At 41.2% G+C, this 26,998-nt stretch carries 21 protein-coding genes; 17 read left to right on the top strand and 4 right to left on the bottom strand.

The genetic code is table 11. From position 1 onward, the window contains the following. The first annotated feature begins 77 nt into the window (after positions 1–77). The 7 genes from HPC67_RS12010 (at position 78) to HPC67_RS11980 (ending at position 12,919) form a co-directional block, all read left to right on the top strand. Positions 78–5,174, top strand: a complete 5,097-nt coding sequence (locus tag HPC67_RS12010; RefSeq protein ID WP_217588268.1) for a S8 family serine peptidase — start codon at positions 78–80, stop codon at positions 5,172–5,174. A gap of 384 nt (positions 5,175–5,558) precedes the next feature. Then, a complete protein-coding gene (locus tag HPC67_RS12005; RefSeq protein ID WP_217588266.1) occupies positions 5,559–6,929 on the top strand; it encodes an alanine/glycine:cation symporter family protein in 1,371 nt (456 codons plus the stop codon). A 406-nt stretch (positions 6,930–7,335) separates the two neighbouring features. After that, positions 7,336–8,625, top strand: coding sequence for an ABC transporter substrate-binding protein (locus HPC67_RS12000; protein ID WP_217588265.1), 1,290 nt, complete (start codon positions 7,336–7,338; stop codon positions 8,623–8,625). Between the two features lie 118 nt (positions 8,626–8,743). Next, positions 8,744–9,664 (top strand): carbohydrate ABC transporter permease, encoded by a 921-nt coding sequence (locus HPC67_RS11995; protein ID WP_217588264.1) that lies wholly within the window; start codon positions 8,744–8,746, stop codon positions 9,662–9,664. Further along, positions 9,661–10,500: a carbohydrate ABC transporter permease gene (locus HPC67_RS11990; protein WP_217588263.1), complete on the top strand. Its 840-nt coding sequence runs from the start codon at positions 9,661–9,663 to the stop codon at positions 10,498–10,500. Before HPC67_RS11995 ends, HPC67_RS11990 begins: the two co-directional genes overlap by 4 nt. A gap of 14 nt (positions 10,501–10,514) precedes the next feature. Continuing rightward, positions 10,515–11,531 carry a LacI family DNA-binding transcriptional regulator gene (locus HPC67_RS11985; protein WP_217588262.1) on the top strand — a complete coding sequence of 339 codons (1,017 nt, stop codon included), beginning with the start codon at positions 10,515–10,517 and terminating at the stop codon, positions 11,529–11,531. Positions 11,532–11,572: 41 nt separating this feature from the next. Further along, a complete protein-coding gene (locus HPC67_RS11980) occupies positions 11,573–12,919 on the top strand; it encodes a GH1 family beta-glucosidase (protein WP_217588260.1) in 1,347 nt (448 codons plus the stop codon). A 293-nt stretch (positions 12,920–13,212) separates the two neighbouring features. On the opposite strand, the gene HPC67_RS11975 is transcribed toward HPC67_RS11980, so the two are convergent. Continuing rightward, positions 13,213–13,566: a hypothetical protein gene (locus HPC67_RS11975; RefSeq protein WP_217588258.1), complete on the bottom strand. Its 354-nt coding sequence runs from the start codon at positions 13,564–13,566 to the stop codon at positions 13,213–13,215. Positions 13,567–13,889: 323 nt separating this feature from the next. Between HPC67_RS11975 and HPC67_RS11970 the strand changes: the two genes are divergently transcribed. The 4 genes from HPC67_RS11970 to HPC67_RS11955 all read left to right on the top strand — a co-directional run bounded on the left by HPC67_RS11970 (position 13,890) and on the right by HPC67_RS11955 (position 17,535). Continuing rightward, positions 13,890–14,471, top strand: a complete 582-nt coding sequence (locus tag HPC67_RS11970) for a sigma-70 family RNA polymerase sigma factor (RefSeq protein ID WP_217588257.1) — start codon at positions 13,890–13,892, stop codon at positions 14,469–14,471. Beyond that, positions 14,431–14,754 (top strand): hypothetical protein, encoded by a 324-nt coding sequence (locus HPC67_RS11965; protein ID WP_217588256.1) that lies wholly within the window; start codon positions 14,431–14,433, stop codon positions 14,752–14,754. The genes HPC67_RS11970 and HPC67_RS11965 overlap by 41 nt, the downstream gene beginning before the upstream one ends. Next, positions 14,723–16,996 carry a hypothetical protein gene (locus tag HPC67_RS11960; RefSeq protein ID WP_217588254.1) on the top strand — a complete coding sequence of 758 codons (2,274 nt, stop codon included), beginning with the start codon at positions 14,723–14,725 and terminating at the stop codon, positions 16,994–16,996. The genes HPC67_RS11965 and HPC67_RS11960 overlap by 32 nt, the downstream gene beginning before the upstream one ends. A 218-nt stretch (positions 16,997–17,214) precedes the next feature. After that, a complete protein-coding gene (locus HPC67_RS11955) occupies positions 17,215–17,535 on the top strand; it encodes a TM2 domain-containing protein (protein WP_217588252.1) in 321 nt (106 codons plus the stop codon). 160 nt (positions 17,536–17,695) lie between these two features. On the opposite strand, the gene rsgA is transcribed toward HPC67_RS11955, so the two are convergent. Together rsgA and HPC67_RS11945 are read right to left on the bottom strand one after the other, a co-directional pair. Beyond that, a complete protein-coding gene (gene rsgA, locus HPC67_RS11950; protein ID WP_217588250.1) occupies positions 17,696–18,757 on the bottom strand; it encodes a ribosome small subunit-dependent GTPase A in 1,062 nt (353 codons plus the stop codon). A gap of 186 nt (positions 18,758–18,943) precedes the next feature. Continuing rightward, positions 18,944–19,300 carry a hypothetical protein gene (locus HPC67_RS11945; RefSeq protein WP_217588249.1) on the bottom strand — a complete coding sequence of 119 codons (357 nt, stop codon included), beginning with the start codon at positions 19,298–19,300 and terminating at the stop codon, positions 18,944–18,946. A gap of 131 nt (positions 19,301–19,431) precedes the next feature. On the opposite strand from HPC67_RS11945, the gene HPC67_RS11940 reads away from it, so the two are divergent. From HPC67_RS11940 to galT, 6 genes are all read left to right on the top strand, one after another. Then, complete coding sequence (locus tag HPC67_RS11940; RefSeq protein WP_246570035.1) at positions 19,432–20,148, top strand: GntR family transcriptional regulator; 717 nt, start codon at positions 19,432–19,434, stop codon at positions 20,146–20,148. A 92-nt stretch (positions 20,149–20,240) separates the two neighbouring features. Further along, a complete protein-coding gene (locus HPC67_RS11935) occupies positions 20,241–21,413 on the top strand; it encodes an SIS domain-containing protein (protein WP_217588248.1) in 1,173 nt (390 codons plus the stop codon). Positions 21,414–21,489: 76 nt separating this feature from the next. Beyond that, the gene (gene gatY / locus HPC67_RS11930) at positions 21,490–22,347 is read left to right on the top strand and encodes a tagatose-bisphosphate aldolase subunit GatY (RefSeq protein WP_217588244.1); all 858 of its coding nucleotides are present in this window, start codon (positions 21,490–21,492) and stop codon (positions 22,345–22,347) included. 102 nt (positions 22,348–22,449) lie between these two features. Continuing rightward, entirely contained in the window at positions 22,450–23,388 is a 939-nt protein-coding gene (locus HPC67_RS11925) for a hexose kinase (RefSeq protein ID WP_217588243.1), read from the top strand. Between the two features lie 30 nt (positions 23,389–23,418). Beyond that, positions 23,419–24,420 (top strand): UDP-glucose 4-epimerase GalE, encoded by a 1,002-nt coding sequence (gene galE, locus HPC67_RS11920; RefSeq protein ID WP_217588240.1) that lies wholly within the window; start codon positions 23,419–23,421, stop codon positions 24,418–24,420. Continuing rightward, entirely contained in the window at positions 24,417–25,898 is a 1,482-nt protein-coding gene (gene galT, locus HPC67_RS11915; RefSeq protein WP_217588239.1) for a UDP-glucose--hexose-1-phosphate uridylyltransferase, read from the top strand. The genes galE and galT overlap by 4 nt, the downstream gene beginning before the upstream one ends. A 63-nt stretch (positions 25,899–25,961) precedes the next feature. On the opposite strand, the gene HPC67_RS11910 is transcribed toward galT, so the two are convergent. Next, entirely contained in the window at positions 25,962–26,846 is an 885-nt protein-coding gene (locus tag HPC67_RS11910) for an AraC family transcriptional regulator (RefSeq protein WP_217588236.1), read from the bottom strand. Positions 26,847–26,998 lie beyond the last annotated feature (152 nt).

Genomic DNA, 26,998 nt, shown 5'->3' with positions numbered 1-26,998 from the left:
TTGTTGTTCTGGGAATCAAACGAGAATCAGACATCACATCCCTTGAGACTAAATCTATTTTAGGGAGGAACTTTTTTTTGAAAAAGAAGGTTCAAATCAAAACATTTAGTATCTTGTCTGTGTTGTTAATGATTTTCTCTCTCGTTGCACCGAGTATGACGTTTGCGGCAACTTCAGATGGTCAAGTGTCTCGTTCAATGCATGAGACAGGGGCCAGTGCAAAGGAAAAAATGAGCAAGCGATTAAATGAAGTGTTTGCAGATGAGGAAAAAGCAACGTTTTTGGTCAAATTCAAGGAAAAAGCAGATACGAAAAAAGCTGCTGAACAAGGGAGAAGCAAAGCACAATCTGCTAATCTATCAGCTTACCGGACGGAATTGATGCAGCGTTCAGCAGTCGTTTCTGCTTTAAAGTCCACAGCCATTGAATCTCAGCAAAATGTTAAAGATTATGTTGAGCAGGAGATTGCAAATGGTAATGCGGAAAATGTAACACCTTATTACATCGTAAACGGAATGGCGGTAACAGCTACAAAAGCCGTAGCTGAAAAAATAGCGCAATTCGCAGAGGTTGAAAAAATTCTACCTAACGAAAAGCGTGAATTAATTGTAGGTACGTCCACTCCTAATCAGGACAAACCACAATCAGACGTCAACAATGAAGTTGAATGGAATGTTGAGCGTGTAAACGCGCCACAAGTATGGAATATGGGGATTGATGGCTCTGGAACTGTCGTCGCCTCAATTGATACTGGTGTGGATTTAGAACACCCAGCATTAAAGGAAAAATATCGTGGCTATAATGCTGGTTCGGGTGACGTCGACCACGATTACAACTGGTTTGATGCTACAGCTGGTTTAAGTGAACCATATGATGATCAAGGTCATGGTACACATGTAACAGGTACAATGGTTGGTGGTGAACCAAATGGCGATAACCAAGTCGGGGTTGCACCAGGTGCACAGTGGATTGCGGTTAAAGCGTTCACTCAAGATGGCGGCACAGACACTGATTTGCTCGCAGCAGCTCAGTGGATTCTAGCGCCAACTGATTCAGAAGGAAATGAAGATGTTTCCAAGTCACCAGACGTTGTAAATAACTCTTGGGGTGGTGGCCCAGGTCTCGATGAATGGTATCGTGATGTTGTTATCGCTTGGAGAGATGCAAATATTTTCCCGGAATTCTCTGCAGGTAACACGACGATATTTAACCCAGGTGGTCCGGGGTCGATTGCAACACCTGCGAACTATCCAGAATCGTTCGCGACAGGCGCAACGGATATCAATGACAATCTAGCAGGATTCTCATTGAGAGGTCCATCTCCTTATGACGAAATTAAGCCAGACATTTCAGCACCAGGTGTAGCAATTAGATCTTCTGTTCCTGGTGGAGGCTATGCACTTAATAGTGGAACATCGATGGCAGGACCAGCTGTATCAGCTGTTGCGGCATTGCTAAGACAGGTTGACCCTGGTATGTCTGTTGATGACATGGAAGAATTATTGATGAATACGGCCATTCCAATGACGGATGATGAATATCCGGAATCACCGAACAACGGCTTTGGATCTGGTCTCGTGAATGCTTTTGATGCCGTGTCATCTATAATGGATGGATTAGGCACGATTGAAGGTGTGGTAACTCAAGATGGTGAAGATACAGAAGCGCCACAATTTGAGCACGACCCAGTCGACGAAACATATACGGGCTTTGATTTACCACTTGAGATTCATGTGAGTGATAATATCAGCGTGACATCTGTTCAATTGACGTATGAAAACGATACAGAACAGAAAACAGTGCAAGCAGAACAAATTTCGGGTGACTTCCGCAGTGGAACGTTCAAAGCGACGATTCCAGGGGATGACGTTACCGGCACTGAACTCACTTATTACTGGACGGTTAACGACTATGGTGAAAATGAAGTCACAAGTGATGAGTATACAGTCTCTGTTTCTGATGGTATATCACACGGCTATTTTACAGATTTTGAAACAGCACCAGCTGGTTGGTATTCATTTGGTGACGGTGACACGTGGGAAAGAGGTACACCTACGTCAGGTCCAGGAGATGCATTTTCTGGGGAAAATGTATATGCAACGAATCTAGCAGGGAATTATGAGAGTAACATGGATGCAACTCTCGTCATGCCACCTGTTACTTTGCCAGACGGTGAATCATACTTGCAGTTTAAACACTGGCATGACTTTGAAAAGTATGCTTCTGGTAGTGCATATGACTTTGCTCATGTCGTCGTTTCTACGGATGGCGAGTCATGGACGCAAGTTGAGACGTTTGATGGCTTAACAGATGATTGGCAAAGCGCTGAGATTGATTTAAGCGCTTATAGTGGTCAAACGATCATGGTTGGCTTTCAAGCGACTTCAGATGGTTCAGTATCAGAACAAGGTTGGTACATTGATGATGTAGCTTTGTCTGGCACATCGAATACTGGTGGTCAGTCTGGAGCTGAGACTTTAGATGAATCAACATCAAACGATCTAACGGCTAGTCCGACGACACTGCCAATGGAGGCACATATTTCGGTCGTTGAATCAGGGCGCTCAGCAACTACTGATCCAGCAACAGGTGCGTATAGCCTCAGACATGCTGTTGGTGACTATACGGTCAAGGCTGAAGCCTATGGTTTTGAATCAGAAGAACAAACTGTAACAGTGGCCGAAGAAGCAACTGTTACTGCCAACTTTAATCTCCAAGAATTGCCACAAGGAACAATTAGTGGTGCTGTAACGAATGAAAAAACAGGCAATGCAATTGAGGGTGCAACAGTTCTCTTGGTTGAGGATGCCAATGTTATGCCTGTTGAAACAGATGCAGCAGGTAACTATGAATTGACAGCCTATGAAGGTACGTACACGCTGAAAGTAATGGCGAAAGATTTTTACAGTAAAGAAATCAGTGTCACAGTTGATGGTGATATCGAGCAAGATATTGCGTTAGAGCCATTCTATACTGTACCTGGTGGAGAAATTGGATATGATGACGGCACAATTGAAAACGCGCGTGCATTTTATGATGCAGGCAATGCGTGGGCTGTTAAAATGTCACTTCCAGAAGGTAAGGACACTGCTATCGTAACGGATGGTGTTTTCCAGTTCTATAATGAAGAATGGCCAACACCTGGAGGCACGGAGTTTTCTGTTGAGGTTTGGAGTGCTGATGAAGAAGGATTACCAGGAGAAAAACTGGCTGGTCCGATCGATGCTGAAGCAATCAGAGACTTGGAAGAGTGGACAGTTGTTGACTTGAGAGAAGAAAACATTATTGTTGATGGTGATTTCTTCATGGTTTATGTACAAGCTGTCAACAATCCAAATGCACCTGGCCTGGCAACGGATGAAGATGGTCCATTTGCTGGCCGTAGTTATCAAGGCGTATCAGGCGCATGGGAACAAACACCTGAGGATGAAGGTAACTATATGATTCGTGCTCGCGTTGCTTATGAGGTTGAGGCACCTACAATTGATTCACCTGAAGAAGGTGCATTAACGAATAACACGTCTATTACAGTAGAAGGACAAGCTTCTTCTGGAACAACTGTGAAACTCATGAATAACGGTGAAGAGTCTGGCACACAAGATGTCGGTGACGATGGTCTGTATGCCATTGACGTGGACTTGACAGAAGGTGAAAACGATCTGAAGGCCATTTCGGTCGTGAACGGTGATGACGCGAAGGAATCCGAGATTCGTACGGTTATCCTCGATACGGTCTCACCTGAATTATCAATTGACAGTCCTGAAGATGGTGCGATTACAAATCGTGATACAGCTACAATAGAAGGTATTGTAGCTGACGCCCACCTTGATCATGTCACTGTCAATGGACATGAGGCGGATATTGCAGAGGATGGTTCATACGCAAAACAGATTATTCTAGAATCAGGAGATAATTTGGTTGAAGTTGTAGCTGTAGATGGTGCAGGTAATGAGACAACTGAATCAATTACAGTAACAATGAATCAAACAATTCCTGTTATAGAGAATCTACAACCAGCGACGGATCAGTATGTATTCCCTGGAGATCAAGTAGAGATCTCATTTGAAAGCAGTACTGAAGGTGGCCATGCTAGTTTCGCAGTAGAAGTACCAAATCTATCTGGCACACATGAAACCAACATGGAAGAAGTTGAACCAGGCGTTTATGTTGGAACGTGGACCGTACCAACGAACATGATGCTTGAGGGTGCTGTCGTTAAGGTGGAATTGGAAGACGCTGCTGGTAACAAAGCAATGGCAGAGGCAGAAGGTCAACTCTATGTTTATCCTGAGAACATGGAACGTTTATCAGGGGAAACACGTTATGACACGGCAATAGAGGTTAGCAAAAAAGGTTGGACACATTCTGATACGGTCGTTATCGCACGCGGTGACGATTACGCGGATGCTTTAGCTGGTGCACCACTTGCTCATAAGCTAAACGCACCAATCTTGTTAACCAAAACGTCTGGACTCAATGAAGCGGTTCAGGAAGAGCTTGAGCGATTAAATGCTGAACATGTTATTGTGCTCGGTGGAGAGGTTGCAATTTCGTCTCAAGTTGTCAATGAGCTTAAGGATATGGCGTTAACTGTTGAGCGTATTAGAGGAGAGTCACGTTATGGTACAGCTCGGTTAATTGCTATGGAAGTTGCCCCTGATGGCGCTAATGGAGTTGCTGTTGCAAGTGGTGTTGAATTCCCTGACGCCCTTTCGATTGCTTCTCATGCCGCTAGAGAAGGTATGCCAATCTTGCTAACAAGGCCTGATTCATTACCTGAGGCAACTGCAACAGCTCTAAGTGAACTGGGTGTTGAACAAACGATCGTTGTAGGTGGTACGATGGCCATCTCTGATGACGTGATGTCACACCTACCAGAACCAAATCGTCTGAGTGGTGCAAATCGTTACGAGACAAACGTAGCCATTAACAACCACTTTGACCTAAGCACGAAGCATATGTATGTTGCAACTGGTAAAGAATATGCAGATGCATTGACAGGTACTGTTCTAGCAGCACAAAGTAATAGCACAGTATTGCTCGTTGGAAACGATGTGCCTGACGTTACTGCCAACTACATCACGGAAAATAACCTCAAGAAGCTCACAATCTTGGGCGGTGAAATTGCAGTTGATGCTGACATCGTAAATGCATTGCAGCCACTCTTGCAATAACACAAAAGTTTGGTTGCCATAAAATATGTTCCCGCAGATGAGCGAATACGTTCATCTGCGGGTTTTTAGTTTTGCCACTGTCATCCCCTTCGACTTTTGATTGTTGCACATAAGGTGATAGTACTTGGGATTTAAGACAGGGGATCCATTCGGATATTTTAGTTATTTTTACCCGAGACTAAACATTAAGTCGATTTTTTACATTTTTTAATATATTCATTGACATCGACTAATATTTCAGATTTAATTATAGTAGTCCAACTAGACTGAAATTATTTCATGCAGACATTTGAAAGGGCTTACAATTAGAGGTGAGAAGGGAGGATAATTTGTACACATAAGCGAGGCTTTAGTTTTTAAGTTCATTCAGAGGGGAGATTGTACATGAAAGACATTGAAGAATTTTTAGGGGAAGTTAGTGGAATTGTTTGGGGTGTACCGTTACTTGTACTTTTAGTTGGAACTGGTATTTATTTAACATTGCGTCTTGGATTCTTACAAATTCGTTCCTTACCTTATGCGTTAAAATTGGCATTTTCACCGAAGCAGGATAAGAAGTCAGAGGGGGATATCTCACACTTCCAAGCACTTATGACGGCATCGGCTGCAACGGTCGGTACCGGTAACATTGTTGGTGTCGCAACTGCGATTGTGATGGGGGGACCTGGTGCGGTCTTCTGGATGTGGCTCGCTGGTTTATTTGGAATGGCGACAAAATACGGTGAAGCGATCCTTGCGGTAAAGTATCGTGTAAAAGATGCTGACGGAAAAATGTCAGGTGGACCAATGTATTATTTAGAACACGGTCTTAAGCAAAAATGGCTCGGTGTTTTGTTTGCAATTTTTGGCGCCCTGGCTGCGTTTGGAATTGGAAATGGCACACAGTCAAAGGCTGTTGCTGATTTAATGAACGATACATTTTCCGTCCCGTTTTGGGTAACAGGTGTGGTGCTCGTTCTTTTTGCTGGCTTGGTCATTATTGGTGGTATTAAATGGATTGGTCGTGTAACAGCCTTCTTTGTACCAATTATGGCTGCGTTTTATATTTTGGCTGGCTTAATTGTTGTCTTAATGAATATTGATCTTGTTCCAGAAGCATTTGGAATTATTTTCACGGATGCGTTCTCTGGTGAAGCGATAGCTGGTGGTGCTATTGGTACCGTTATCCGTTTTGGGGTTGCTCGCGGGCTATTCTCGAACGAAGCCGGTTTGGGTTCTGCTCCGATCGCTGCTGCAGCTGCAAAAACGGATATGCCTGGAAGACAGGCGTTAGTATCGATGACTCAGGTTTTAATTGATACGTTCATTATTTGTACGATTACCGGTCTCACTATCGTCATGTCAGGTCAATGGGAAAACACGTCCATTGAAGCAGGTGTTTTGACTTCTTCAGCATTTGAAACGTTACTCGGTAGTGCTGGACCATACTTGATCACATTTGGACTACTATTTTTCGCGACATCAACCATTTTAGGATGGGGTTATTATGGCGAAAAGTGCTTCCAATACTTATTTAAAAATCCGACAGCTGTTAAATTATACCGGACTGTATTCGTATTGTTCATATTCGTCGGTGCAACAGCTTCGATTGACGCTGTTTGGGCATTGGCAGACGTATTAAATGGTCTCATGGCCATTCCAAACTTGATCGGACTCCTCGGGTTGAGTGGCATTATCATCTTTGAAACAAAACGCTTCCAGCAGAAAATGAAGGAAGAAAAGGAAGAAAGTGCTCAGTTAGCTAAACGGGCATAAGTAGGAGCTTGAGAGGATTAGAAAAACGGAGAGATGTTACGTTATGTAATGTCTCTTTGTTTTTTTGAAAAACGTATCAGGTAACTTCATATACGTGTAAAATGTGGTTATAAATGAGTTCTAAAGAGTTTATGACAAGCGAACAAGTTGAACAATAGCCTACTTTTCTACACATCTTGCAATTGAATGTGTTCCATTTGTAAGTATACTTCTATAAAAAGCATTATGATAAATAAAACTCTTATAATCTAAAAAAAAGTTGATTTACAATAAAACTCGATATATAATGAATTTAGGAAAGCGATTTCCTACTTTTTTTACCAATTAAGGAAACCGGTTTCCTTGCTAGGGATACGACATTTCGTACACTCCCTTAAAACTACAAATGTATAGGAGGAATTTACACATGTTAAACTTCAAACGGTCTTTGCTTCTTTTTTTAGTTTTAATGGTAACGCTTACTTTAGGTGCTTGTAGTGATAACGACAGCAGTGGGAATGTAAACGAAAATAACGATGAAAATGTCACATTAGACTTTTGGGTGTTTGGAGCAACCAACTACGAGGATTTAGCTGAAGAATATGAAGCAGAGAATCCTGGAATAAAGATTAACGTTAAGGTTTCTGAGTTAGGAGATCACCATAACAGCTTGTTTACAGCACTCTCTGCGGAAAGTGGCGCACCTGATATAGCGATGTTAGAAGTGGATCAGCTTGACCGTTTCAAACAAGCTCAAGATCGTTTTGTGAACCTATATGACCTCGGCGCTGAAGACATAAAAGATGACTATCTTGATTGGAAATGGAATATTGGTAAAAGCACCGATGGCGAGTTTTTATTTGGCTTACCGACCGATATAGGTCCAAAAGCGATGTTTTATCGCGTCGATTTATTTGAGGAAGCAGGGTTACCAACAGATCCGGATGAAGTCGAAGCGCTTATTCAAACAAAGGACGATTTCATTAGCGCCGGTCAAACAATAAAGGAAGAGTTGGACAAACCGTTTGTGGACAGTATGGAAATGGCTTATCGCGCAATTATGGATGGTGCTGAAGAAAGTTATTTTGATACAGAAGGAAATCTACTTATCGAGCAAAATGGCAATGCAGTAAAGAAGGCATTTGACTTAGCTGTAGAAATGAATGATCTAGGACTTGTAGGTAAATATGATATGTGGACACCAGAGTGGGGAAATGCTGTTAACAATGGTGACTTTGCTGTAGAAATGGGTGCAGCATGGCTAAAGGGGTGGATTTTAGGAAATGCTCCTGAAGCAAATGGACAATTCAAAGTGGCTACATTACCAACTGAATTTGCGGGAAACTGGGGTGGATCATACGTTACAATCCCGAATGAAACTAAGAACTCAGAAGAAGCTTATGAATTTATCAAATGGCTCGTATCACCAGAAAATCAATTGAAATCATTTGAAAGTGCAGGATTATTCCCTTCAGCTCCAGCTGTGTATGAAATGGAAGCGTTTAAAAATGCATCTGATGAATTCTTTGGTGGTCAGAACACAGCACAATATTTTGCAAAAGCCGCCGAAGATATATCGTTCACATATAAAGGTACGAAATATGTAAGCGCACAAGATGAAGTTTTAAATTCGTTATTAAACATTCAAAATGGAGCTGACCCTGATGAAGAGTGGCAGGCAGCCGTCGATCGAATCAAAGCGATTATTTCAAGATAATAGATTACAATATTGTTAACGCAAATTAGTACAAGATATATTAAAATGGGACATTAATGGGGGGAGTGCGACTGCCCCCATTAATGAGCTTTAAGTGAATGGGAGGGACTTAACTCTTATGTGGAAACGTAAATATCGATCGGAGGAACAAAAAGATAAAATCAGTGCATATTTGTATATATCGCCATTCTTCATCATTTTCGCTATTATTGGGCTCTATCCAGCTATATTTAGTCTCTATTTAGCTTTTCAAAGGTGGAATGGGCTAGGTGAGATGGAGTTTGTTGGATTAAGGAACTTTACAATTGTCTTACAGGATCCAGTATTTTGGAAATCGGTTTATAATACGATTGTCATGGGATTAATGGGAACTGCTCCCCAGCTTGTAGTAGGAATCATTTTGGCCTTTATTTTAAATCAAACTTATTTAAAATTTAAAAATACGTTTAGGGCAATGATTTTTATGCCATATATTACGTCTATGGTTGCTGTGGCACTCGTATTCGGTGTGTTTTTTAGCAATAATGAGACTGCTCTAGCAAACTATGTACTCAATATATTTGGTCTAGATCCGGTTTCTTGGAAAACGAGTGAATGGGGTGCAAAAATAGCAATATCTATTATGGTGTTTTGGCGTTGGGTTGGATATAACACGATCATCTATTTAGCTGGTTTACAAAGTATCCCGAAAAGCCTGTATGAAGCAGCCCGTATTGATGGCGCTAATATCCTTCAACAGCTACGCTACATTACGATTCCATTATTAAAACCTTTCATCATTTTAACAGTTTTCTTCTCTACTGTAGGTGCATTGCAATTGTTTACAGAACCAACTGTATTCCTAGGGAACGCAGCCTTCAGCAGAACTGAAGCCATGACAATCGTTATGTACTTATATCGCGATGCTTTCAATTTACAGTCATTTGGAACGGCATCGGCAACCGCTATTATTTTATTAGCATTGATTATCATATTTTCAGCTATTAATACGTATCTGTCATCCGGTCTTGGGAAAAAAGAAAGGAGGGCTAAATCATGAGTACAGCTCGTCAGAAATTAGAATCCCTTAAAAAAGTATTTATGTATGGATTTTTAGCCGTTGTCTCATTGATCTCTATCTTTCCTTTTTACTGGATGTTTGTGATGGCGACACGGCCAAGTGCAGCTTATAATTCGATTCCGCCAACGATGACTCCAGGCGATCGTCTCGTTGAAAACTTTCAGGCCGTTTTGAATAAAATACCATTCTTCGGTGCGCTCTGGAATACATTTGTGTTATGTGTTGTCGTAACCTTAGTTGTATTGTTAATCAGTTCATTAGCTGGATTTGCTTTTGCTAAATTTAAATTTCCTGGTAAAAACGTGTTATTTCTCGCGATTCTTTTAACGATGATCATTCCGCCACAATTGGGGTTAATTCCACAATATTATTTGGTATCAAAATTTCACTTGTTAGATACTTTGCTCGGGGTTATGATTGTATTTTTCCTTAATCCGCTAGGAATCTTTCTTATGAGACAGTACATTAGTAATTCTGTACCAGATGAATTAATAGAAGCTGCAAAATTGGACGGGTGCTCTAATTTTAAGATATTTCGTAGCATCGTTCTGCCGATCATCCTGCCAGCATTTGCTACACTAGGCATTATTGTGTTCACTGCAACATGGGGAGAATTTCTGTGGCAATTTACTGTGCTTAGAGATCCAGCTTCCTATACAATACAAGTAGCACTTTCATCCTTAAATACAACGAATAATGTTGATTTTGGTATGGTTATGTCAGGCGTGTTCTGGGCAACACTGCCGCTTGTAGTTGTGTTCCTGATGTTTAATAAACTGTTCATTTCTAGTATTACGGAAGGGTCCGTTAAATAAAGAAAGGGATGACCATGAATCTAACAATAAAAGATATCGCAAAAATGGCAGGTGTTTCGCCAGGTACTGTATCCAAAATAATGAATAACACGGGAAGTATTAGTGAAAAAACTAGAAAAAAAGTGTTGCAGGTGATTGAGGATACCGGATATAGACCGACCTTTTCTGCAAAATCACTGGCCACCAAAAAATCCAATCTTATTGGTCTCATTTATGCCGGTAAAATCAATGTGGATTTTACCCACCCATTCTTTAATGAAGTGATGACATCCTTTAAAAAGAATATTGGTGAATTGGGGTATGACATGTTAATGTTCTCTAATGAACAATTCCAGCAAAATTCTTCGAGTTATTTAGCGCGCTGTCATCATTTTCAAGTGGATGGCTGTTTGATCATTTCAGGTGAAGAAATTGAGGAATCCGTCTATGAACTTGTCAAAAGTGATATCCCTTGTGTCGGGGTTGACTTGGCATTAGATGGACCAAAATTCAGCTATGTCATGACAGATAATAAAAAGATCTCATATAAAATAGTCGAGCATCTTCATGCATTGAGAATTCAGGAGATAGCCTTTATTAATGGTCAAAAGGATTCGACTGTCGCAAAACTACGTGCAGATGGCTTTTATAAAGCGATGAAACAATTCGGGTTGTCAATAAATGAAAAATGGATTCAGCATGGCGATTTTTTTGAAGATAGTGGTTATAAAGCCATGAAAAAAATACTTTCTAATTCTACGATTCCTAAAGCGGTCTATGCAGCATCTGATCTGATGGCGTTTGGAGCGATTAAAGCAATAGAGGAAGCGGGTATGTCCGTTCCAGAGGATATATGCGTCATTGGGTGTGACGATATTGATGCGTGCCACTTTAGTTCACCAAGCTTGACAACGGTAAGACAGGACAAGGAAAAAATAGGAACATTGGCTGCGCGTATGCTTCATGATTTTATTGAAGGTTCAGAGGAGGAAAATCCTATATTTGTGGAACCAGAATTAATTGTCCGCGAATCATGCACACCGAAAATATGATTAAGTGATACAACGAGATATTACTAAGGAGGAGATGTGACATGGCAATCATTCAACTACCACAGGACTTAAAATTTGGTGTCGCAACGGCTGCCTACCAAATTGAAGGTGCTGCCAACGAGGACGGTAGAGGCCAATCAATCTGGGATACGTTTTCCAAAACACCAGGTAAGGTCGATAATGGGGATAATGGAGATATAGCTTGTGACAGTTATCATAGATATGAAGAAGATGTACAGCTTATAAAAGAACTAGGAACGGATATGTATCGTTTCTCTGTATCCTGGCCTCGTATTTTTCCAAACGGAACAGGAGAGGTCAATCAAAAAGGGCTAGACTATTATCACAAGTTGGTTGATGCGTTAATTCAAAATGACATTGAGCCAATGTGTACGTTATACCATTGGGATCTACCTCAAGCCTTGCAGGATAAAGGTGGCTGGGCAAATCGTGACACAATAGAAGCATTTGTCCAATATGCTGAATTGATGTTTCAAGAGTTTGGCGGGAAAATTAAGAAGTGGATTACTATAAATGAACCATGGTGTGTTTCATTTTTATCTAATTACATTGGTGAGCATGCGCCCGGGCACACAGATCTGCAATTAGCAGTGGATGTGTCACATCATTTATTGGTTGCTCATGGGAAAGCGGTAAAAGCATTCCGACGTTTAGGCATTGAGAACGGAGAAATTGGGATTGCACCTAATTCAACTTGGAAAGAGCCCTTTAGTACAGAGCAAGAGGATAAAGATGCCTGCCAACGTGAAATCGGATTTATCATTGACTGGTTTTTTGAACCTCTTTTTAAAGGACAGTATCCAGATTACTTAGTAGAGTGGTATAAACAAAAAGGGGCAACAGTTCATATTGCTGAAGGTGATATGAAGCTGATTCAGGAACCTATTGACTTTGTAGGCATCAACTATTATGACGGTAGTGTTGCGAGATACAAAAAGAATAGTGGACTATTTGATTGCGAAATGATTGATATGGGCTACAATCGAACAGATATTGGCTGGCCTATATATCCAGAAGGCTTTTATAAAATGCTAACCTATGTTCATAATAAATATGGTGATACGCCTATCTATATTACGGAAAACGGTGCTTGCTATAATGATGACGTTCATAATAATGAAGTCAACGATATAGGAAGAATTAATTATTTAAAGACCCATATTGCTGCATTGCAGCGGGCAATGGATTCCGGTGTTCCGGTAAAAGGATACATTTGTTGGTCTTTACTAGATAACTTCGAATGGGCGAAAGGCTATACGATGCGCTTTGGGCTTGTCCATATTAACTACAGAACACTTGAAAGAACTCCAAAAGACAGCTACTACTGGTATCAAAAAATCATCCAAAATAAATGGTATGAGCTGTAAGGAGAATTTGTGCCTCCCAGAGATGTAGTATATTATCTCGAATGACATAAAAATACCCTGTCCATTCTCTGAATTAGAGCGGGCGGGGTATTTTGGTAGGTTCATTTTTGGGTTATGTGTGTCGTACAATCCATTTTACGAATGAGGATTTGTTATTAATCGTGTCGTGGTGCAAATGATGTGGTGATTTTAATTTTGATGGTAAGTGTGAGTAGGAAGAGTGTTCAATATTTAAGGTAGGTTTGGATTTTTTCTGTGACTTATCTTTCGTGTATTGATAGATTGTTACCACATTAAACATGTTTGTTGCTTGTACCAACTAAGTAAACGGCGAACAAATTATTTATCCCCATCGTTGTTTTGATTCGGTGAATGTCTACTTTGCTAGACCACACATCTTCTTTTAGTATGGCGATACTGGCAGATTGATCACTCATTTGTTCCTTTATATCGTCCAGTTTTTTAGCTGTCGCACTTTTAAGGTCATCTAACTCTACTTTGGGATGTTCTTGTCCAGCGCGTAATGCCGTTAATATTTGCCCAAGTTCCTCCAGCATTTGCCCGTGTGTTTCAAGTGTTTTTCCTTGCTTATCCTGAGTTTCTATAATCGATTGGAGCATACTCATGATCTGATCTTGTTTATCCACTTATATCACCTCCTTATGATAGATTTATTATAGCATAGAACTGAATAGCGGGAAATTGGTTCTTTAGCCTCCATTTTCCTTGAGGACATTGAGCCATCATCGTTATTTTATTCAAGTCGTTTATGTGTGACAGTCACTTCTAGGTATTATTTGTCCTCGTGAGTGACTGTTTTTGTTAGGAAAGATCTGACCGTCGAAGTGATTTGACTATGGTATGTTAAGGTGAGATGGGCGTGGTTAATTCTAGAAAAAAATTCGAGCAACAATACATGAAACTTTTTCTAGACTAGGCGCATCTATATGTACAGGGAGGGGGAGCTGGCTTGGATTTTGATCGATTAAGAGAGAAACATGAAGATGCACTTATTGAACTTATGAATCAGTATGGCGATTACCTCCTCCGTACAGCAATATTATTGGTTAAGGATTATCAAACGGGTGAGGAAGTTGTTCAGGATACGTTTGTCACCGCCTTTGAAAAAATTGATCAGTTACAGGATGAAGAGAAATTGAAAAGCTGGCTGACAACGATCGCGGTGAACGGGTGTCGATCCCGGATGCGTAGGTGGAGCTGGAAAAACATTCGTCTCCATTTTGACACGTCGATGGAGCTGTTGGAAGCAGATGAATCAGCGGTTGATCCAGAGGAAGCGTTGTTGACGAAGACTGCAGATGAAAAGCTGAGTGAGGCGATTCAATCATTGGATTATAAGTACCGAGAAATTGTTGTTCTATTTTACTTTAATGAGCTGAAAATATCAGACATCGCGACATATACACATCTTAAAGAAAACACCGTCAAAACGAGGCTCAAACGCGGACGCAATATGTTAAAAGATATTATAGAGAAGGGAGAAGGGTATGATGACTGTGGAGAAGAATCGGATAAAAGCGCAACTCAATGATGAACTGGCACACTATCATTTTTCCAAGCAAGAAAACGTCTTGCAACGAACGCATCCGATCACTAGGCGTCAGAAAATCTCAGCCATTTGGAACAAGGAGATTACGATTCCCCTTCTTCCTGTAGGTGCGGTGTGTATGACGTTATTGTTGATGTTTGGCTATAAGGAGATCATTGTGCCAAACATGCGTCACACAGGGGACAAAACGGAGTTAGTTGAAATTGCGGGGAATACGTATTGGAAAAGCGACTATGAAAGGCTGGTGGCTCGGTATGAAGATTAGACTGAAGGTGAAGCATCTTGTTTTCGGAATAGCTGCTGTCCTTTTATTCATTCCTCTAATGTCACTTGTTATTGCGCCGCAAGTTAATTTATACATGCTAGAAAAACGATTGGCAAAAGGAGACGAAGCAGCAAAAGATGATTTGCTTCAAATGCTTGAAGAGGGGCACCTGTTGGCGTCACAAGAATGGGGTTTAATTGAAGACTATATGATTGAAGGGGATCGGTTTTACCGTTTTGATGTGTATGTCGGTCCAGCCTTTTCACAAGTAGACGATCGTGATGATGTTTCTTTTTCTTGGCCTGAAAAACGACCATACATTGAGAAATATGTTCAAGAAGGTCCGGTTAATGACTATTATGCGAAAGCTGCCAAGGATTTAATGATGTATTTTGAAGAGCTTGGTGACTGGTCAAACGCCGATGATGTGCTTGTGAAAGCAGCTGAACGTCTCAAAGATGATATGTATCGGTTTGATAAACAAGATTTACTCCTCGAACGCGTTAGACTAGCATTACGTTTTAATAAGCTGCAAGAGGCAAATCTGTATGTGCAAAACGTTATTGCAACGCTAAATGAAGATGATGCCTTTATAAGAGGTGAAGTTGGGGAACTGAAAGCAAGGATTATTTTAAGAGAAGGACGTGTGGAGGAAGCTTATCAAGACATTCAAAAGCAGCTGACTGCCTATGAGAAACAGTTTCGACAACAAAAGGCTGATAAGACCGAGACATATACTGACGATCAAGCTCATTATGATATGTTGCAATTAATCGCGATTCGTTTGATAGAGGTAAGACAATCGAACACGGATGCGAGTAATGTAGAGGGGAAGGTTGTTCGATCAAATGGCGAACCAGTCCAGCGTGTCGGTGTGTTTCTACGAAAAGAACATGATGTCAATCGCTCCATTGGAGAAGATGAACCGTATCAAATCGTTACAGATGAACAGGGTCGTTTTAATTTTCAAGGGGTGGTTCCTGGTAACTACCAAATTTTTCTTGGGTTAAAGTTTGATCAAATTGATGGCTGGGTGTACCCGATAGACATGTATGATTGGATAACGATTGATGGCAGTGAGGACATCACACATGACATTACACTTCAGAAATTATTCGATGTGAAGTCACCTATTAATGGGGAAAGGATAACGGGGGATACGATTCAATTTTCATGGGAGGCAGTCGACGATGCAGCCTATTACAATATTAGTATGGATGTGCCTATCGATTCAGGATCAATTGGAAGAAGCATTAAGACACATATTAAAGGGACAGAGCTGTCTTTACCGATAGAAGAGCTGTATGCTCAGCGAGGGAATATTTTAATAGGAGATGAAGAGACGGTAGATGGTTCAGTCATATTGGGTGTGGCGAATCCAAACATTCGTTTGTCCTGGAGAGTGGAAGCTTTTGATGATGATGGCAAGCTGATCACACGCACGAATGGCTATCGCTTGAATGACGATACTATGGGGAACTTACCATCCTTTCGTTTGCAGGAACGTCAGTTAACGGATGCTGATCGTTTGCTTATTGATGATAAGATTGAGGCAGCATTATCTGCCTACATGGACAATTACGATCATAATCCTGATGATTTGCACAGCTTACGGATGATTTATAGCCTGATTGGCACAAAAGGGGATGGCACGTTCGAAACAAGAAATGAGCTGGCCTATCCGTATACACAAGCGTTGGTGGAAAAAGAGGAGGGTGCGAGCGCTCTGCCCTATATATCAGACCTTGTAGGTTACCATTACAATCGAGAAGAATGGTCAGATGTTGTACATTGGTTTCATTTTTATAGAGAACTGAACAATAATGATAGGGAAGGGTTCGATTATGTGCAGGGAAAGTATGGTCATGCGCAGATGATGCAAGGAAAGCTATCTGAAGCACGAGAGGCATTTGAGAAGTCTCAGGAACCAGAATATGGGAACCGTTTTGTTGGCAAGTGGCTTGCGCTAGAACTTTATCTCGGCACATCATTTTCAGACGTGGTCCAACTTGCGCGTCAACATCCTGAACCGCCTGATTCTTATGGTAAGCACGAAGACTGGGAGAAAATGTTGATCGGTATGGAAGATGAAGCGAGAGAGGACGATCACTATAGAGAGACGCTCCAAAAGGGGATTCAACAGTATATTGAGGGTGGCGAACAAGCTTTAAACCACTGGCTTAGCGAGGTGAAAGACAAACCAGCAATGAAACAGTTTTTAAAGGCGGTTAAGGGGGATTAGGGAGCCCTCGATTACAGACGCTTATTTAGAAAAAAGCCGAATTGAAGTGAATAAATGCTTCAATTCGGCTTGTGTTTTGCGTTGGATAATGCTTCCTGCTGGGCACCAAGAAAAACAGGCACGAAGAAAATACTTCCTTGTGTTTATTTGAGTTATAATCAGTATTTTGGTACTCTTAATTCAGTAATTTAATAACATGAGAGAAGTGATTGTGAAAAATGACTTTAACAAATGAAGAAAGATTAGTTGTTAACTCTGAACTAAATCGGAGAGGCAAGAGTACGTTGGTATCATATTTGTTATTAATCTTTTTTGGTACGCTTGGGATTCATCGTTTTTATCTCGGACGCACAGCGACAGGCGTCATTCAACTTGTATTAACAATTGTTGGATGGCTTACAGCAATTATTTTAGTTGGATTTGTCTTAATTATTATAGTAGGCATATGGGTGCTTATTGATTTGTTTCTAATTCCAGGAATCATTGCTGAAGACAATCAGCGTCTTGAAAGAGACATTATAGCGGAAATCAGAAAGTAATCGTATCATGTTAACGGCGATTAATACGTAATAAAAAGCCAAATTGAAGCAATTAGGAAATTGACTTCAATTTGGTTCTTTATTTGTGAGGGGTGCCTGCTTCCAACCGTCATGTTTTTTCGACATAATTCGGGGAGTGACAGGCACCCCCACTACACGCTTAATTCCGCTTTTTTAGCTGGCGGTTTTTGGATGCTTGATGTCTATATTGCTTCATCTTGTGCTCTTTATTTTTGATATAGGCTGTGGAATTGGTTAGATATTCAATTTCTCTGTTCAATTTTAAATAGCTCTCATAGCGGTCGCTACGGAGTGTTCCATCTTCAATGGCTCCTTTAACGGCACATCCGGGTTCACGATCATGGGTGCAATCTCTGAATTTGCACGCCATCTCCAAATCTTTAATATCTTGAAACGTTTGCGACAATCCCTCGTCTGAACTCCATAATTGCAATTCTCTCATGCCGGGTGTATCAATAATCATGCCCTTTTCCAAAAGGATGAGGTCTCTTGAGGTTGTTGTGTGTCTACCTTTATCATCCTGACGTATCGTATTGACCGACTGCTGGTCGTGACCGAGTAGAATATTGGTCAAGGTTGATTTTCCGACACCAGATGATCCGAGTAAGCCAATCGTCTGTCCTTCAGTAAAATAGTGTTTAATGTCACCAATACCTTGGTTTGTAACCGAGCTCGTCAGATGAATAGGGACGCCAATTGCAATGTCTTCTACTTCACGCAATTTTTCATCTGCATCAGTACACAAATCAGCTTTTGTAAGAATGATGACTGGATTTGCCCCTGATTCCCAAACCAACGTTAAATAGCGCTCAATTCTTCTCACATTAAAATCGTTATTCAACGCATTTACAAGAAAAACTGTGTCGATGTTAGCCGCAATGACTTGTTCTTCTACATTGTCTCCGGGTGCATTGCGGGAAAAAACACTTTTGCGATTTAACACACCTTGGATAATGGCCAATGGATCACCGTCCGTTTGTCTTAAAACAACCCAATCACCGACTACCGGTAAGTCTGCTTGATCCATAGTGTCATACTGGAACTTTCCAGATAATTTTCCGTGTGCATCACCACTATTGGTTATTAGTTTATATACGTTTTTCCCTTGACCAATGACACGACCAACAGTCCATTCATCTGAAAATCTCGTTACAAAATCTGCTTGAAAAAAATCGTTCCAACCTAATTGAACTAAATTCAAATTCTTTTCCTCCTAATTTTTCACGGTCTAGGAGGCGTTTATACAGGGATTATGCTGTAATAAATCCTCCTGAGTTTAACTGAAAAAATTTGATGTTTACATTCATGTACAACACGTCCTTTCTAAATATATTAATTTAACAATAAGGCCAATACACGTTACAGTCAAGGGCTTAAGAGCTTGATATTAAGACGTCATATACACTACTTTGTAAAAAAGCTGTTGCGCATTGTGGAATAATCGTGCTGGATTGCGAAAAACCCGGCTGGTATTGCGAAATAACGGTGCAGCATTGCGTAAAAATCTGGCCTCATTGCGTAATAATAGCGCTGTATTGCGAAAAACGAGGCCCTCATTGCGTAATAACAGTACTGCATTGCGAAAAACGAGGCCCTCATTGCGAAAAAACAGCACTGTATTGCGTAAAAACAAGCCCTCATTGCAAAATAACAGTGCAGCATTGCGTAAAAACAGGCCCTCATTGCGAAAAAACAGCACTGCATTGCGTAAAAACCGGCCCGCATTGCGAAATAACCGCTCCACATTGCGTAATACCACTACTACCGACGCAACAGCTCGCTCGCCGCTTTACATTTTATTCATTGTCTTTTACAATGTATATGACTGGTTATAACCACTTTGGGAGTAATTTATGAGGAGGTGGCAGTTGGGTATTGGATAAGGGAAGTAAGGTGCCACTTTATTTACAGCTCATGGAAGCGCTTATTAAGCAAATTGGTGATGAGCGGTATCATGAGCATGAAAAGCTACCATCAGAACGGGAATTGTGTGAGATACACGATTTAAGTCGTATTACGGTGCGACAAGCGCTACAGGAATTGGAACGAGAAGGTTATATTTATAAGCTCCATGGCAAAGGGACGTTTGTTGCACCTAAATCATTTAATCAAAAATTGGTAAAGCTGTATAGCTTCACAGAGGAAATGAAAAAGGCGGATAAGGTTCCAACGACGAAGGTGCTCTCATTTAATGAGCTCGCAATTGATGAACGATTGGCGATGAAAATGGGGCTTGAACCTCTCGAACATGTTTATAAAGTGATCCGTTTGCGTCTTGCTAATCATGAACCGCTCATGTATGAAACATCATATTTGCCGAAAAAGATGTTTCCCCATTTAACAGCAACTGATCTGGTAGAAAGACCGATGTATGATGTATTCCAACAGGACTATCAAATTGGTGTGACAAAAGCCATTGAGCGCTTTTCGGCTGCGAGTATTAGGGCGGAGGAAGCGGCGTACTTGAACATGAATGAAGAACAGCCAGCAATGCTGATTAAGCGCTATGCTTATTTTCGAGAGCAATTAATCGAATATACGATTAGTGTTGCGCGTGGTGATAAATTTAATTATACCGTTGAATTAACGTAACGATAGCACTATTGCACTGTCAGTAGTGTTAGTGCTCACTAAACTGGTTATGACAACATAACCACTCAAAAACATAAAAATGGAGGATGACAATGTTTAACTTAACGTCTGAGCAATTGAACACATTGAAGGCGACACACACTGCACAGGAGATTTATCAACAACCGAATGTTTGGCGTGAAATGGTGACAGACCTTTTTCAAGAAAAGCCGCAATATGATGCTTTCTTAGAAGGAATCAAGCAAAAGCATGGTCAAGTTCGCGTGATTTTCACTGGAGCAGGTACATCAGCTTTTGCTGGAGATACGGTTGCCCCGATGCTAAGACAACTGAATGACACGAGCATTCAGTTTGAATCAATCGCAACAACGGATATCGTTTCTAATCCCGAGGCTTATTTATTGAAGGATGTTCCGACAATCATGGTTTCATTTGCGAGATCAGGGAATAGTCCGGAAAGTGTTGCGGCTGTGACGCTCGGTACACAAATCATTGATGATTTTTATCAAATTATCATTACGTGCAATAAAGATGGGAAATTAGCCAAAAATGTTCAGGGTGATGACAACAGCTTGCTCATTTTAACGCCAGAAAAAGCGCATGACCAAGGCTTTGCCATGACGAGCAGTTTTACGAGCATGATGATTGCGGCTTATGGTGTTTTTACAACTCAAGCTGAGAGCGCTACCGATATCGATCGTGTTATCGAAAATGGTAAACAGGTCGTTAATGACATTGCCGACGTGATTGATGACATTGTCGCATACGATTTTGAACGGATCGTCTTTTTAGGGTCAGGTCTATTAGGTCAACTGGCGCATGAAGCGTCCTTAAAGATGCTTGAGCTCACATCAGGCAAAGTGGTCGCCGTACATGAATCTTCTTTAGGCTTCCGTCACGGTCCAAAGACGATTTTAAATGACACGTCTGTCGTTGTTATTTTCATGTCGCAGGATCCGTACACACGCAAATATGATTTAGATATATTACGAGAATTGGCGACAGACGGCTCGCCTATTAAACTCGTTGTTGTTGATGAACAAAAAGATGCAGAAGTCGAAAAGCTTGCTGATTGGTTGATTACAGTTAATAAGCAAACAGACGCCTTAAGCAATGATTTCACTCTCGCATTGCTTTATGTGATTTTCGCCCAAGCACTTGCCTTGAAAACATCGATTAAGCTTGGCATTACGCCAGACAATCCAAGTCCAGATGGTAGAGTGAACCGTGTCGTCAAGGGTGTTACGATTTATCCGTGGCATTAAAAAGCGACATTATTTGTTCCAAATCTCTTAGACCTAAACGACCATAAACAGCTCGACATAATGAGGAGGAAACGGAATGGGATACGTACAAAATACGAAGGAAATGCTTGAAAAGGCGCAACAAGAAGGCTATGCAGTACCGGCATTTAACATTCATAATATGGAGACGATCCAAACAGTCATAGAAACAGCGGTAGAATTAAGATCCCCTGTTATTTTAGCAGCGACACCGGGGACGATGAAGTATGCTGGGCGTGCTTATATTCAGGCGATGGCAGAAGTCGCGGCGAAAGAAAATGATATTCCGATTGCACTTCACCTCGATCATCATGAAACGATTGAATCAATTGAAGAGTCGCTCAAGCTCGGTACAAAATCTGTTATGATTGATGGGTCTCACAATACATTTGAAGAAAACATTGCCCTTTCCAAAAAAGTTGCTGATTTAGCGCATTCGTATGGTGCGACCGTTGAAGCTGAGCTCGGAAAACTCGTTGGCCAAGAGGACGATTTAATTGTTGAAGCAAAGGATGCGGCTTATACAGATCCTGATACGGTTGTTGAATTTGTTGAAAAAACAGGTGTCGACTCGTTAGCTGTGGCAATCGGTACGGGACACGGTTTATACGAAACAAAGCCGGATTTAGATTTTGACCGATTACAGAAAATTAGACAGCTCGTCGATATTCCAATTGTATTACATGGTGCTTCCGGTATTTCCAAGGAAGATGTGCAAAAGTGCATTGAGCACGGATGTGCCAAGGTTAATATTTCAACAGAGTTAAAGATTCCTTTCTCTAACGGCTTACGAGACCATTTAATCGCGCACCCAGAGGAAACAGATCCACGTAAATATATGGGCCCTGCGAAAGATAAGATGAAGGAAGCTGTTATTGAAAAAATATTAATCTGCAAAAGTGATGGAAAGGCATAATAGTTTAGAAACGATCCGCTTTATCATGACTTACCACCGACCGGACATATAGAGAACATGTCTGGTCGGTTGACTTATTCGAATCATGAGAGGTGATTAAAAATGATTTTAACTGTAACGCTTAACCCCTCCGTTGATATTCGCTATTCACTGGACACATTACATGTAGATGCTGTTAACCGGGTACAGGACGTATCTAAAACGCCTGGTGGTAAAGGGTTAAATGTCGCCAGAGTGCTAAAGCAGCTCCAAGAAGATGTTGCTGCAACGGGCTATTTAGGTGGCGAGTTAGGCACTTATATTCATACACAGCTAACTGAGCTTGAAATTGCTGATGAGTTCGTACGTATACAAGGTGACACGAGGAACTGCATCGCTGTCATTCATCAAGGCAACCAAACAGAAATCCTTGAAGGCGGGCCGAACATCACAGCGGAAGAGCAGACTCGATTATTGGAACACTTTTCACAGATTGTGAACGCAACCGATGTTGTGACGCTCTCTGGTAGCTTACCTAAGGGACTACCTGATGATTTTTATAAAGCGATGTTAGAGATTTCTGCCCAAGCTCAGACACCGGTTTTGCTCGATACGAACGGGAAACTGTTACAGGCAACATTGAACAGTCAATATCAGCCTTACCTCATTAAGCCGAATGAATCCGAGCTGTCTGATTTAATAGGTCAAAACATAGAATCGACAGCGGAAATAATTGAAGCGATTCGTCAGCATTCACTACTAGCAGAGATACCGTGGGTCGTTGTGACGCTCGGAGCAAATGGTGCGCTTGTTAAACATGAGGAATCGTTTTATCATGTACACATCCCCAAGATTCAAGCCGTTAATGCAGTTGGCTCTGGCGATTCAGTCATCGCTGGATTTGCAGCTGGCTTTTCTCGACAATTAGCGCCGGTAGATATGATGAAGCTCGGCATGGCGACAGGTGTTTTAAATGCAATGGAAGAAAAAACGGGTTTTATCAATCCTGATAAACTACCAACAATCCTTGAACAGATAAAGGTTGAACAGATTGAACCGTAAAAGATCATTCACGCTAAGGAGGTAAGATACATGAGTGTTTTAGTTTTAGGTGGTGCCGGCTATATCGGCTCACATGCCGTTTACCAGCTCATTGATCAAAACGTTAATGTCGTCGTCGTTGATAATCTCCAAACAGGTCATAAGGCAGCCGTACATCCAGAGGCGACCTTTTATGAAGGTGATATTAAAGACATTGCATTTTTAAGACGTGTTTTTGAACAGGAATCCATTGAAGCCGTTATTCACTTTGCAGCGAATTCACTTGTTGGTGAATCGATGACAAAGCCACTGGTTTATTTTGATAACAATGTGTACGGTACACAAGTATTATTACAAGTCATGGTTGAATTTGACGTGAAGTTTATCGTCTTTTCCTCAACAGCTGCAACGTACGGTGAGCCTGAAGCTGTGCCAATTACCGAAACGATGCCGACAAACCCAACGAATACGTATGGGGAAACGAAGCTAACCATGGAAAAAATGATGAAATGGGCCGCTAAAGCACATGACATTCATTATGTGTCTTTGCGATACTTTAATGTTGCCGGGGCTCGACAGTCTGGTGAAATTGGCGAGGATCATCGTCCTGAAACACATCTCGTCCCTATTATTTTGCAAACAGCACTTGGACAGCGTTCCCATATCACGATTTTTGGCGATGATTATGCAACAGAAGATGGGACGTGTATTCGTGACTATGTCCATGTCGATGACCTGATTCAGGCGCATATTCTTGCCTTAAATTATTTGCGAAACGGCGGAGAAAGTGACATTTTCAACCTCGGAAGTAGTCAAGGATTTTCAGTCAAGCAAATGGTTGATGCCGCCCGGAAAATCACTGGAGAAGCGATACCTGAACAGATCGGTGAGCGCCGAGCTGGTGACCCTGCGAAGCTCATTGCATCGTCTGATAAAGCAAAGCGTATCCTAGGCTGGAATCCAACGCGGACTTCAATTGAAACGATTATGCAGGATGCCTGGGAATGGCATCAGGCCAATCCGACGGGCTATAAAGCGGGTGAGACAGAATGATTCATCAGCATATCGCTGGCTTAATCGAACGTGCCACGGATGTCGGTTTAATCGAAGAGATGGATCACGTTTATGTGCGAAATCAGCTATTCCATATGCTCGATATAAAGCACGTTCCAGAACATGTTCCTAATGCGACGAACGATTCGATCCCTAATATTCTTGAGGCGATCGTTGCTTATGCAATTGAGCACGACGTTATTGAAGATGTGTTCGATGATAAGGAAATGTTCATGGCAAATGTTATGAACATCTTTATGCCGCATCCCTCTACCATTCACGACACGTTTTATAAAAAATATGACCAATCACCAAGAGAAGCGACGGATTATTTTTATCATTTAAGTAAGCATAGCAACTACATCCAGATGAATCGCATTCAGAAGAATGTTCATTTCAAGGCGAATACGGTTTATGGTGAGCTTGACATTACGATTAATTTGTCAAAGCCAGAAAAAGACCCAGAGCAAATCAAGCGGGAACGGGAAATGAAAACAGACGTCAACTATCCTAAATGTGTCCTTTGTAAAGAAAACGAAGGCTATGTTGGCAGGATAGGCTATCCGGCACGTGCGAATCACCGGGTTATTCAAGTCCCACTCCAAGGGGAGAATTGGTATTTGCAGTATTCTCCATATGTGTACTATAACGAGCATAGTATTTTGCTTTGTGAAGAACATCGGAATATGAAGATTGACCGGACAACATTTGCCAGGCTGCTCGCTTTTATTGAACAGTTCCCTCATTATTTTATTGGCTCAAACGCAGACTTGCCAATTGTTGGCGGTTCCATTTTAAGTCATGACCATTATCAGGCGGGGCACTATGAGTTTGCGATGACACGGGCAAAACAGGCGTTTGCCTTTGAGATGAATGGTTTTCCTAATGTAACGGCTCGTATCATAGAATGGCCGTTAAGTGTGATGCGTTTACAATGTCGCGATCAGCACGAATTGGTAGCCGCTGCGGATCATGTTTTAGCGGCGTGGCAGCATTGGAGTGATCCTGATGCAGAGATCGCAGCTTTTACGGGTGACACGCCACATAATACGATTACACCGATCGCGCGGATGCGTGACGGTCAATATGAGCTAGATCTTGTGCTCAGGAATAATCGTACGAGTGACGAGCATCCAATGGGTATCTTCCACCCACATGAGGATGTGCAGCATATTAAGAAAGAAAATATCGGTTTAATTGAAGTGATGGGATTAGCGGTGTTACCAGCGCGATTGAAGGCTGAGTTGGAAGAGGTCAAACATGAATTGCTCGGTCGTCATAGTGATGTGCCAGACTATCATCAAGCGTGGACGAATGAACTGAAGGCTATGTACGGGACGTTAAAGGACGATGCAGAAGCGGATGCTGTGATTGAAAAAGAGCTCGGCAATAAGTTTGCCCGAGTCTTAGAGGATGCAGGTGTCTTCAAAAACGACGCAGCCTTCAAACGGTTTATCCAGCACTTGAATGACCAATGAAAGGTGTATCAAATAAAAAGGCTTGACATATAAGTCAAGTCTTTTTATTTGGAAATTTACGAGCTATAATTTTTTTTGTGTACGTTTGTTCTGAGTTGATTTTTTTTGTTTAAGGGCGCTTTGGTTGCGGGCATTTTTTCGATAGCCAGATGGTGTTTGATCGGTTTCTCTTTTAAAGGCTTGTGAGAAAAAGGATTGTGATGAAAAGCCGATAAAACTCGCTATTTCAGCGATTGTATGATCCGTCGTTTCGAGTAGAATTTGCGTTTCTTTAATACGCACATGATTTAAGTAGCCGATAGGTGAGATACCGATCTCTTCCTTGAAAATATGTGCCAAATAATATTTATTGATGTTACACGCTTTTGCTAGGGCATCGAGCGTGATGTCTTCACGGAAGTTTTGATTAATATAATGCTTTGCAAATGCAACCGCTTGCCGCATTTGTTGGGCATTGTTGTTTTGAACTTTAATATTTTTGGCGCGACGCAGCTTAACGATGAGGATTTCAATGATATTTTGACAAATGAGCTCATAATCCATGCGTTGGTGCTGGATTTCATAAATAATCTTATTTAAATAAAATAAGATATCGTCGCGATCACCCTGATAGGTAAACAATCCGATTTGCGAATCATTCCTTGGTAAGGAAAAGGAAATACCTTCAATTCCTAATGCGATATATTCAAGTGAATCTTTCGGATTTGATTTTTCCGTATGCTCAACGTTCGGGTTGATGATGACAAGGTCATTTTCCTTGACCGGAACTTCATGTGTCGGCAAAACAAACGCACCTTTTCCCTTAACGATATAAAATAGCTCCGTGAAATGGTGTGTATGTGACGTGCTGTGCCAGCCTTTATCATATTCAGAGTGTGTGATATACAATAGTTTGAAGGCAAGATCGACTTCAGGTAAATCATTTAATTTATACACTTCATGTGCCATCGAATTCACTCCAATTGTTAGAGTTTTAAATAGGTAGCAAAAATCCGTTTAGCCGTTATGATCGGCATGTAAGCGATTAATTGTGTCGTATGTCTGTTATTTTACTATCTACATAATCAAAAAGCAATAAACCTAAAAAAACCAACAATATG

The organism is Lentibacillus saliphilus (assembly GCF_019093865.1).
GTDB lineage: Bacteria > Bacillota > Bacilli > Bacillales > Amphibacillaceae > Lentibacillus_B > Lentibacillus_B saliphilus.
This window is presented reverse-complemented; position numbering and strand designations above follow the sequence as displayed.